This window comes from Desulfurella sp. (genome assembly GCF_049977265.1).
Classification (GTDB): Bacteria; Campylobacterota_A; Desulfurellia; order Desulfurellales; family Desulfurellaceae; genus Desulfurella.
Genome location: NZ_JBMFGQ010000031.1, coordinates 7,167 through 17,500, shown reverse-complemented (window position 1 = coordinate 17,500; position 10,334 = coordinate 7,167). Strand labels below are relative to the sequence as shown.

The window sequence follows — 10,334 nt, the reverse complement described above, 5'->3', positions numbered from 1 at the left end:
GAGTTTAATCCAGGAAATATCATTTTCTTCAGTATAAATGATGTTTTTAAAATCAACCATAAAACCTCCTGTATTTTTTGTATTTATTTCCTAAGGAATAGAAGTACTTCATAAACTCTAAGCCTTAGAGCTTCGAAAGGAGTCTGCCATGGTACCCCCCCCCTAAACCCCTATTATTAGATTTGGCTTTAAAGCTAGCCTTAAAAAAGAAATTGGTTTGTCTTGAATCTTATTTAGAGTTTTTTTAGCGCTCAAAGAATAAGACAGGCTCCAAAGCATAAACTGTCTAGCAAAACAAACACAAGAAAAAGCGCAATTGACTAAAATGAACTTATTGAGCCTGTCAAAAATTCTATGGGTAAATTTAGAAAGATTTATAAGAAAGTTGTAAAATACAACATAGCAACACTCAAATCCATAAAAAGCATAGGCTATATAAGTGATGCCCATTGTCTTGCTGAAATTAAATATACAAGCAAGTTTAAAAACGTTTGCAAGTTTTGGGCTTATGCTGGACTTAACATTTCTGTTAAAAACTTTTAAATCACCAGTAATATCAAAGACAGGATCAACAAAAAAGGCTCTATATCTGTAAGAAGTGGAATTTGCCTTATGACAAACTCTGTTATTAAGTCCAATGAATATTTTAGAGTATATTACTTGAAAAAGAAATAAGAAAGATTTCCACACAGAAAAATTATAAGAACATTTTGTAATAATATACTCTTGAAAATTATATTTTCTCTCCTTACCAAAAAGGATGTGTTTGAAGCTAAAGTAAGTCATAAAAGATATAATTGACTCCTTTGCTTATTTAATGTCTAGCAATTCTTTTACAAATGACTTTTTTTCATCTACATTTGATAATCTTTGTATAAATATGTTCGGAGTAATAGGAGAACCGCCACCATGGATAGCTCCTGCTAAATGTGGGCCAGCTATCCAATACTCAACAAATTTTATTAGTTTCATTCTTTCTTCTGTAGTAACAGAATCACTTCCTTTTAAATAATGCTCTATATACTTGCCAATTTCTGGATTTTTTAGATCTTCTTCGGAAGGTGCCGTAACACATACACCACCAGTAATATCTGCAAGATTTATTGCTGCTTGCGCTATAGCTGGTAAGCCGAGAGTTTTCGATACATTAGAATATAAAGCATTGGGCAAATATAGACCTGACTTTGTTTTTACTCCCTCATATCCAGCCGCTAAACCACAAGCATAACAACTTTCTTGACCCTTTACTATATCAGTAATTTTATTTACTATATGAGACGCATTTTGGATGCCATTGTACTCTGACATCAGCTTTGCAGCTCCAACCATAGTATCTATAAAACCTGCTTTGCAACCGGAACCCACATATCTATGAATGTCAGTAAAATTACTTACCAATAAACCAGCAAAATTATATTCCTCGCACATAAATACTCTATCCCAAGGCACAAATACATTATCAAATATGACTAAAAAAGTTCCTCTGTCTCCATATGGATTACCGGATTCCCATCCGGGGGTTTCTCTTTTTTTAGCTTCATATGCATTATTTTGCAAAACATACGTTACACCTTCCGTACCAGATTCAATAGCAAAAGCAACAGCATAAGCCTTATCAGATTCTTTTAATGCTATCGTGGGCATAACAACGGTTTCATCTACAACCAACGCTCCAGATTGACAAATTTTGGCACCCTTTACTACTATACCGTCAGCCTTTTTCTCTAAAATTTTTAAATACATATCATCTTGTTGGCTTGGGTTTTTAGATCTATCACCCCTTACGTCGGTTAACGCTCCAGATACGGCTAAATCGTTTTGTTGTACATACTTGATATAATCTAATAACCTATTATGATATGTAGTGTTTAAAGTTTCATCCATATCATAGGTAGTTACATATAAGGCATTTAAAATATCACAACCCACGCAACGGTAATTACAGGTTGCTAACTTTTGACTTAAAAGCCTTGCTAATTTAATACGTTTTAAAAGATCTTCTTTTTCCGTATAAATATGCAAAAATCTATTAATTGGTTCATTAACAAATTGTGAATTTGCAACCATCAAATCTTTAAATTCCTCTTTTAAAGCTAAATCATATGTTAAACCAATTGAGTCAATCATTGGTTTAATGTTGGGATGTTCAACAAAATTATCTATTTTTTCCCCTTTAATATAAAGAGCTGGCTTTTTTTTGGAAATTCTTTTTACATATTCTTGCTTCGAAGATAACATATACCCTCCTTTCTTTTTACTTTTTTTACCTTTTATTTTTTAATTTTTTATATTAATTTTTTAACACAAAAATTTAAATTATTAACTGTTTGGGTTAGCTACTCCTTTTGGTGCAATAACCAAATCCATATAACCGTGTTTATGGTCTTTTAATTCATTTGCACTAGGATATCTTCTATCTGGAGACACATCAAACATCCAGTGTTTTGTTTTAATACCTAATTTTGCCGCTTCTTTTTCTAATTCTTCTCTATCATCTGGATGAGCAATGCTAATTAATTTTCTGGCTTTTTCTGCATCTGTACAAGCCATAAGGTTTACTATCCCATATTCTGTGGCAACATAGTTAACAAATTGCGACGGAACATCTACAATATCTCCTCTATCAAGCATTCCAACAATACGTGATTTTCCATCCGGTGTTCTAGAAGTTGCTGCAAGCACTGTTCTTCCACCTTTAGATAATTGCCCCCCTACTATAAATTGAAATTGACCACCAGTGTTAGATATAGGCCTGCCACCAACACAACTTGAAACAACCTGACCTCTGATATCAATTTTTGCAAAACTCATTACTCCAATAAAATTATCAACCATTGATAATGTTAAAAAGTTATTTGTGTAATTTATATCATAAGCAGCAAACATTGGGTTATGGTGCATCCATTCAAAATATCTTTCTGGGATAAATGGTACAGCATAAGCCCAAGCGCATCTTCCTTGATCAATTGATTTTTTAGAATTATCAACTATACCTTTTTCTATTAATGTAAAAGCCCATTCTCCTATCATTTCTGTATGCACGCCAAGATGCTTTAGATCAGAATCAGATATAGCTAAAACAACAGCTGTTGGTAAAGAACCAATTCCTACCTGCAAAACATCACCATTTCGCATTATTGATAGGATATATTCAGCTATTTTTTTATCTGTCTCAGATGGAATTATATTGCGTTCGTCAAGGCGTGGATATTGAAAATCAGGATCTGATAAATCTACCTCAATAAAATAATCCACATCATCAATATGTAAATTAACATTTCTACCTGGTTCACACCATGCATGATCTTCTCTTATTTCACATACAAATTTTTTACAAGTTTTAGCTGTTATCATAAAATTTGATACACCATAACTTCCATTTACATAGCTCCCTTCAGGTTTTGCAATTGTAGCAATTCCCCAATCAGCTACTCGTTGTGATTTTTCTTTCCTATAAAATCTTGTAAATTGGTAATTCATATGCATTGCCCATCCCCACTGGTACCAATCAAACCCCTGCCAACCTTGTTTGATAGCATCTTTTGTACCTTTATGAATAAAACCTTGATGCTGAATGTGATATTTACCTTCCTTATCGTATCTAAGACCAAAATCTGTACCCAAAAATGCATTATCAACTGCCCACATTTCAATATTTTGTAATTTATCGGGACCATTACCTAATCTTTGGTATATGGCTTTTCTCGGAGCCACAGCATCTGTTCCAACCATACACCCATAAATCCAATCACCAGATTTAACCATACTGGCAAACTTTTCTGCTGTGATTGTCTTGTTTCTAATTTTCTGCATCACAGGATCGCTCTGTGCCAATGATCCGTTTTTAAAATCAGAAAAGTTACTCATACAAAACCTCCTATTTCAAGTTTTTATTTCTTCGATTAATTCAATCAATATTCCGTGAAATGAAGATGGGTGTATAAATATATAACGTATGACACCATTAAAAGGAGGAAGCTTATTTACTTCTATTGGTTGCTGTGGTATTAGTTTGATATTATTCTTTTGTAATTTTTCTATTAATGCATCCAAATTTTTTACTTTTAATGCGATATGATTTAATCCCTCTCCTCTTTTTTGTATAAACTTGGCAACAACACCATCTAAAGAAGTAGATTCGATAAATTGTAATTGTGTGTCACCAATTTTTGCAGATTTTACAATTAATTTTTCATCTGGTAATTCCCACTCATAATCAAAATCTACCCCAAAAAGCGCACTAAACTCTTCTGCGGTTTTTTTTGCATTTTCTACTGCTATAGCTACTTCTTCTAAACCAATTAAATATTCACTCATTTCAATCCTCCTTTGGCTCAATTTCAACCAATAATTCAAGGGCTCCAACCTGGGCTCCTTTTTCTATATAAATTTTTTTTATGCAGCCATTTACACTGCTTTTAAGTTCGTTTAAAACTTTCATTGACTCTAAAACAACAACTGTGTCACCTTTTTTTACTGTATCATTTTCCATAAATTTTATTTCTTTTATTATACCAGGCATTGGAGATTTAATATTATTTTCTATTACTTCATGACTTGAAAGTGTTTCATTTTCTGATATTTCTTCTATTATAAATTCTTCATCTTCCGCCCATATAACTATTTTATTTTTCGCTTTATAAACATCTAGAACAATTGCTGTATTGTCTTCGATATTTAGAACTAAATAATCATGCCCGTATCTAAAAACCTGAAAAGGTAAACTTGAATCTTGATAAGATAATAAATATGAATCGCCTTTTCTTAATAATTCATATTCTAGAGATTCATTATTAACTTTTATGTTCATTTTTATCCCCTCCATGATCCTATCATTTCCCAACAAGACGGCAAAGTTGCTTCACCAGAAAATGTTAAATCTGAAGCACTTTGTTTTAAAAACTCATACAAAACTATTGCTTCTTTTAAGTGAATAGGATTTTGTTTTTGATTGAATAATTCATCTTTATAGGTACTCAAAAATTGTGTATTATAATCACCTTCTATAAATTTTTTATGTTTGAAAATATTTTTTAAAAGAGGAATCGTAGTTTTAATGGGTGCAATATGATATTCTGATAATGCTCTATACATCTTTTTTATTGCCATCATTCTATTTGGAGCTTTTACAATCAATTTAGCTATTAATGGATCATAATGTATTAACACTTCTGAACCTTCAAAAAATCCAGAATCCACTCTAATACCGAAACCTGCAGGTTCCCTATAATGTTCTATTTTTCCAATAGAAGGCATAAAATTATTATCTGTATCTTCGGAATAAATTCGAGACTCTATGGCATGCCCATTTATACGATTGTTAAGTTCATCTTGAGATAACTCAATAGGTTTTTCTTCTGCAATATCAATTTGGTAAGCTATTAAATCAAATCCACTGATCTCTTCCGTTACAGGATGCTCAACTTGAATTCTAGCATTTACTTCAAGAAAATAAAAATCTTTACTTTTTTTATCATAGATAAATTCAACAGTTCCAGCATTATGATAGCCGGCTTTTTTAGTAACAAGTAAAGCAGCTTCACCCATCTTTCTGGCTGTCTGTCTATTAATAGTTGGAGATGGACTTTCCTCGATAATTTTTTGATATCTTCTTTGTACAGAACATTCTCTTTCAGGAAAATATAAACCATTACCAAATTTATCAATTAAAAATTGTATTTCTATATGATGGGCATCTTCTATGTATTTTTCTATATATACGGTTGGATCAGCAAATGCAGCTTTTGCCTCTTCTCTGGCAACTTTTATTGCATCTTCTAAGTCTTTATCGTCATAAACAATTCTCATTCCTTTCCCGCCACCACCTGCGGATGCTTTTATTAAGATTGGAAAACCTATTTCATTTGCTAATTTATGGGCCTGCTCAATTGATTCTATAGTCCCACCTGGAGTAGTAGGTATACCGGCTGATTGTGCTATAATTCTAGAATTAATTTTATCCCCTAAATTCTTCATGCATTCGCTTGTAGGCCCAATCCATATTAAACCATTTTCTTGAACCATTTTAGCAAAAACGGGATTTTCAGCCAAAAAACCATAACCAGGGTGAACCGCATCACAATTGGCTTCTTTAGCTGTTTGAATAATTTTTTCCATATTAAGATAACTTTTTATTGCCTCAGATTCACCTATATTATAGGCTTTATCAGCAAAAGAAATATGTTTAGATAACTTATCTGCTTCAGAATAAACTCCGATGGACTTAATTCCAAGCAACTTTAATGTTTTCATTATCCTTATAGCAATTTCTCCTCTATTGGCCACAAGGACCCTTTTTATTTTTCTCATATCTCACATCCTAAATATTCCAAATTTTACATCTTCAATTGGTTTATTAAGTGCTATTTCTAATGCAAGCATTAAATATTGTCTTGTTTTTTTTGGATCTATAATCCCATCATCCCACAATCTTGCGCTTGAATAAAGCGCACTTGACTTTTCTTCATATTCTTGAAGTATAGGTTTTCTTATAGCTTCAATTTCTTCTTGGGTAAGTTTTTTGCCTTCTCTTTCAAGTTGTGCAAATTTAATGCTTGATAAGACATCGGCAGCTTGCTGGGGACCCATTACAGCAATTTTTGCATTAGGCCACATCCATAAAAATCTCGGGTTGTAACCTCTTCCAGCCATAGCATAATTACCTGCTCCATAAGAATTGCCTATTATTATTGTAATTTTAGGTACATTGGTAGTTGAAATAGCTGTAATCCATTTTGCACCATCTTTTGCCATACCTTGGTGTTCGTATTTTTTACCGATTATAAATCCAGTTATGTTTTGTAGAAAAATTAGTGGTACTTTTCTTAAACTACATAATTCTACAAAATGGGCTGCCTTCTGAGATGACTCCGGAAATATTATTCCATTATTTCCGATAATCCCAACTAAATATCCTCCAATCCTAGCAAATCCTGTTACTAATGTTTGACCGTATAATGGTTTAAATTCTTCAAATTCACTATTATCTACAATACGTGCTATAATTTCTCTAACATCAAACGGAATACTTAAATCTTCAGGCAAAATTCCATATATCTCATCTGGATCGTATAATGGTTCTTTAGGTTCTATTCTATCCAAAGGAAATTTTTTCTGTTTTGGTAAATGAGCAAAAATTTCTCTAGCTTTTTTTAAAGCCTCTTCTTCATTACTTGCAAGATAATCTGCTACACCAGAAATACGCGTATGAACATCAGCACCTCCTAAATTCTCTGCATCTATTTCTTCACCTGTAGCTGCTTTTACTAAAGGTGGACCACCTATAAATATTGCACTTTGATTTTTAACCATAATCACCTGGTCGCACATGGCAGGAACATAAGCTCCACCAGCAGTACCAAGACCTGTAACAACAGCTACCTGTAATAATCCCATACTGCTCATAATTGCTTGATTATAAAAGAAATTTCCAAAATGCTCTTTATCAGGATACACTTCATCTTGCATTGGCAGAAAAACTCCACCTGAATCAACTAAATAAAGACAATGTAAATTATTTTCTCTTGCTATAGTCTGCGCTCGAACATGTTTTTTAATTGTCATAGGGTAATAAGTTCCAGCTTTCACAGTTTGATCGTTTGCAATAATCATTACCTCTTTTCCACTTATTTTGCCTATTCCTGTAACTATTCCACCACATGGTGCCTCATTGTTATACATATTGTAACCTACAAATGGACCAATTTCTAAAAAAGGTGAATTTTTATCTATTACCTTTTCTATTCGTTCTCTACAAAATAATTTTCCTCTTTTTTTATTTACTTCATGTGCTTTTTCAGGTCCACCTTTTGCCAATTCTTCTCTAATCTGATTTATTTCCTCAACTTTCTTTTTATTAAATTCGTATCTTTTTTTAAATTCTTCTGAGTTAGTATTAATATTGGACATAATTTTAGCCATTTGTTTCCTCCAATTCGTTGATTAAAGCCATTGCAAAATCTTTCCAATCAGCAACTATATTGTATCGAGCTCGTTTAAATATAGGTGCTTCTTCGTCTTTATTTATAGCAACTACACATTTTACATTTTTTATGCCCGATAAATGTTGAGTAGCTCCACTTATGCCAAAAGCAAAATATAAGCTTGCTGATAACATAGCACCTGATTGACCAATTTGATATTGGTGAGATATCCAACCATTATCAACTGCTGCCCTTGATGCTCCTACTACACCTCCAAATAATTTTGCTATTCTTTCTAGAATAGCAAAACCTTCTTTTGAGCCTATACCTCTTCCTCCACCTATTACAATCTTTGCTTTATCTAATTCAACTTCTTTTTCTATCTTTTCTTCTTTGACAATTTCTATATTGTCTTTTTTGCATTCTAACCACTCAATTTCCATCAATTGGTTTGTTGTTAGTTGTTCGAAATATTTTTCTTTTAAAATTAAAACCAATGGAAGATGCTCCGGTTTGTAATCAATAACAGCTTTATCGCCATAAGCACTATGTGAAAAAATAAACTCATCATATTTAATTTCACTAACACCAAAAACACATGATGCACTAAGTTTTAGTGTTAAAATTCCTCCAATATGAGCACCTACTGTACCATTCGTTAAAATAACATCATATCTTGATGCAAGTGGCAAAATGGTTTCAATTGAATTCGGCGGTATATTATTGATTCCATATGCTTTTTTTACATCTATTTCTAATTCTTTTTTGTTTGTAAAAACTATAGCATCAATGTTATCACTAAATTTTTTTGCAACAAAATTTAACTCACCTAACCTATCTTTGTCATCATCACTTATTATTAACACATTTTTTATAATCATAAGCAATGCTCCTTCTTTAGATTTTCTAATAGTAGTTTAGCTGTAAAAGATAGATCATCGTTAGGCAGTGTTTCGTTAATATACTCATATTTTGGGATCTTTGCAGACAATTCCTGCGCCCAATTAAATTTTTCGAAATTAATTTCTTCTTCTGTTATTAATGGTTTTGTTTTACTTTTCATAATTTCTTTTAAGTTAGGAATTCTTGGTAAATTACATGGGGCATCAGTTATTGAAGCCACAAATTTTTCTTTTATAAGCAAATGTAAATTCTTATTATCCAATTGTTGAACACATAAAAAAGATTTACCATTAGACTCAGATGAAATTGATACGATATAAGGTAAGTAAATACGATTAAGTATTCCTGACACTAAAGGTGGAACCATTTCTCTTTCTAAATCCGACGATACTCTTCCAAGAATGACTATTTCAATATTATATTTTTCAATTATATTGGCTAGGTTGTAAGCCGTCTGAAATGGATCATCGTTGCTAGACTCAATTATTATAAGCTCGTCTGCACCCATTGAAAGAGCTTTTTTTAAGGTTGATACGTATTCTTTTTTAGTATAGCTAATTGCATAAAGTTTACTTTCTAATTTTGATCTTAGTTGAAGCCCAACCTCAAGTGCATGTTCATCGTACAATCCTAAAACATATTTATAATCACCTGACATTCTGTTGCCTTGTAAATAAAATTTTTCAGCCGGGATTTCATAGTCTGGCACTGCCTTTATACATACACCAATATTTATCATCCTACCTCCTCATTTATTTTTCCACTGAGGTTTTTGTTTATTTAAAAATGACTCAATGCCTATTTTTAAATCTTGTGCAGAAAAGTTAACTATTCTTAACAAAGATAAATACTCACTTTCACAAGAGGAGGGGTTGTGAGAAACATTTATCATATCCATTAGTAGTTTTAAAATTAAAGGGCTTTTTTGAGCAATCTGGCTCGCAATTTCTTTCGCTTTTTTTAAAGGATTTTCATCAATGAAATGAACTAAACCAATTCTATGAGCTTCTTGAGAACTAATAGTTTTGCCCATAAGAGTCAGTAATATAGCCTCTCTTTCGCCAACTGCTCTCTTAACATATGGAAATATCACATAAGGCAGTATGCCTAAATTAATTTCGGTTAAACCAAAACGCGTGTCAGGATGCGAAACAACTATATGAGCATTTGCAACTAAACCAAAACCACCTCCTAACGCATACCCAGATACTGCTGTAATTAAAGGTTTTTTTAGTATATCCACTATTTTTAAAACATCTACATTGATATTTTTCTTTGAGTAATGTTCTAATGCTGTTAATTCAACACCGTCTGCAAATTCTGTAATATCGCCACCAGCACAAAAAACATCTCCTGTTGATGTTAATACAACTACATATATAGATTCGTCTTCTGATAATTTTTTGATACTTTCAAGTAATTCAGATGATAAAGATTCATCTAACGCATTTTTCTTATCTAAATTATTCATATATACAATCGCTACATTACCTTCTTTCTCAATAAGTA

Annotated in this window: 10 protein-coding genes; 1 reads left to right on the top strand and 9 read right to left on the bottom strand. The window is 32.2% G+C overall.

Going from position 1 to position 10,334, the window contains the following annotated elements; translation table 11 throughout:
• Positions 1 to 354: 354 nt before the first annotated feature.
• On the top strand, positions 355 to 543 hold the full coding sequence (locus ACP5FO_RS06625) for a transposase (RefSeq protein ID WP_428157228.1): 189 nt from the start codon (positions 355 to 357) through the stop codon (positions 541 to 543).
• Between the two features lie 267 nt (positions 544 to 810).
• On the opposite strand, the gene ACP5FO_RS06620 is transcribed toward ACP5FO_RS06625, so the two are convergent.
• From ACP5FO_RS06620 to ACP5FO_RS06580, 9 genes are all read right to left on the bottom strand, one after another.
• The gene (locus tag ACP5FO_RS06620) at positions 811 to 2,238 is read right to left on the bottom strand and encodes a 4-hydroxyphenylacetate 3-hydroxylase N-terminal domain-containing protein (RefSeq protein ID WP_428157227.1); all 1,428 of its coding nucleotides are present in this window, start codon (positions 2,236 to 2,238) and stop codon (positions 811 to 813) included.
• Between the two features lie 81 nt (positions 2,239 to 2,319).
• On the bottom strand, positions 2,320 to 3,867 hold the full coding sequence (locus ACP5FO_RS06615; protein ID WP_428157226.1) for an acetyl-CoA hydrolase/transferase family protein: 1,548 nt from the start codon (positions 3,865 to 3,867) through the stop codon (positions 2,320 to 2,322).
• A 15-nt stretch (positions 3,868 to 3,882) separates the two neighbouring features.
• Positions 3,883 to 4,317: a VOC family protein gene (locus ACP5FO_RS06610; protein ID WP_428157225.1), complete on the bottom strand. Its 435-nt coding sequence runs from the start codon at positions 4,315 to 4,317 to the stop codon at positions 3,883 to 3,885.
• 1 nt (position 4,318) lies between these two features.
• Positions 4,319 to 4,810 (bottom strand): biotin/lipoyl-containing protein, encoded by a 492-nt coding sequence (locus ACP5FO_RS06605; protein ID WP_428110354.1) that lies wholly within the window; start codon positions 4,808 to 4,810, stop codon positions 4,319 to 4,321.
• A gap of 2 nt (positions 4,811 to 4,812) precedes the next feature.
• Entirely contained in the window at positions 4,813 to 6,309 is a 1,497-nt protein-coding gene (locus ACP5FO_RS06600; protein WP_428157224.1) for an acetyl-CoA carboxylase biotin carboxylase subunit, read from the bottom strand.
• Between the two features lie 3 nt (positions 6,310 to 6,312).
• Complete coding sequence (locus ACP5FO_RS06595) at positions 6,313 to 7,920, bottom strand: acyl-CoA carboxylase subunit beta (protein ID WP_428157223.1); 1,608 nt, start codon at positions 7,918 to 7,920, stop codon at positions 6,313 to 6,315.
• The gene (locus tag ACP5FO_RS06590) at positions 7,913 to 8,803 is read right to left on the bottom strand and encodes an electron transfer flavoprotein subunit alpha/FixB family protein (RefSeq protein WP_428157222.1); all 891 of its coding nucleotides are present in this window, start codon (positions 8,801 to 8,803) and stop codon (positions 7,913 to 7,915) included. Before ACP5FO_RS06590 ends, ACP5FO_RS06595 begins: the two co-directional genes overlap by 8 nt.
• On the bottom strand, positions 8,800 to 9,564 hold the full coding sequence (locus ACP5FO_RS06585; protein ID WP_428157221.1) for an electron transfer flavoprotein beta subunit/FixA family protein: 765 nt from the start codon (positions 9,562 to 9,564) through the stop codon (positions 8,800 to 8,802). The genes ACP5FO_RS06590 and ACP5FO_RS06585 overlap by 4 nt, the downstream gene beginning before the upstream one ends.
• Positions 9,565 to 9,573: 9 nt before the next feature.
• On the bottom strand, positions 9,574 to 10,334 hold a 761-nt coding region (locus tag ACP5FO_RS06580; RefSeq protein WP_428157220.1), incomplete at its 5' end, for an enoyl-CoA hydratase/isomerase family protein.

Coding starts and splice junctions, on each gene's coding strand:
- ACP5FO_RS06625 (WP_428157228.1), top strand. CDS start 355: ATGGGTAAATTTAGAAAGATTTATAAGAAAGTTGTAAAATACAACATA.
- ACP5FO_RS06620 (WP_428157227.1), bottom strand. CDS start 2,238: ATGTTATCTTCGAAGCAAGAATATGTAAAAAGAATTTCCAAAAAAAAG.
- ACP5FO_RS06615 (WP_428157226.1), bottom strand. CDS start 3,867: ATGAGTAACTTTTCTGATTTTAAAAACGGATCATTGGCACAGAGCGAT.
- ACP5FO_RS06610 (WP_428157225.1), bottom strand. CDS start 4,317: ATGAGTGAATATTTAATTGGTTTAGAAGAAGTAGCTATAGCAGTAGAA.
- ACP5FO_RS06605 (WP_428110354.1), bottom strand. CDS start 4,810: ATGAACATAAAAGTTAATAATGAATCTCTAGAATATGAATTATTAAGA.
- ACP5FO_RS06600 (WP_428157224.1), bottom strand. CDS start 6,309: ATGAGAAAAATAAAAAGGGTCCTTGTGGCCAATAGAGGAGAAATTGCT.
- ACP5FO_RS06595 (WP_428157223.1), bottom strand. CDS start 7,920: ATGGCTAAAATTATGTCCAATATTAATACTAACTCAGAAGAATTTAAA.
- ACP5FO_RS06590 (WP_428157222.1), bottom strand. CDS start 8,803: ATGATTATAAAAAATGTGTTAATAATAAGTGATGATGACAAAGATAGG.
- ACP5FO_RS06585 (WP_428157221.1), bottom strand. CDS start 9,564: ATGATAAATATTGGTGTATGTATAAAGGCAGTGCCAGACTATGAAATC.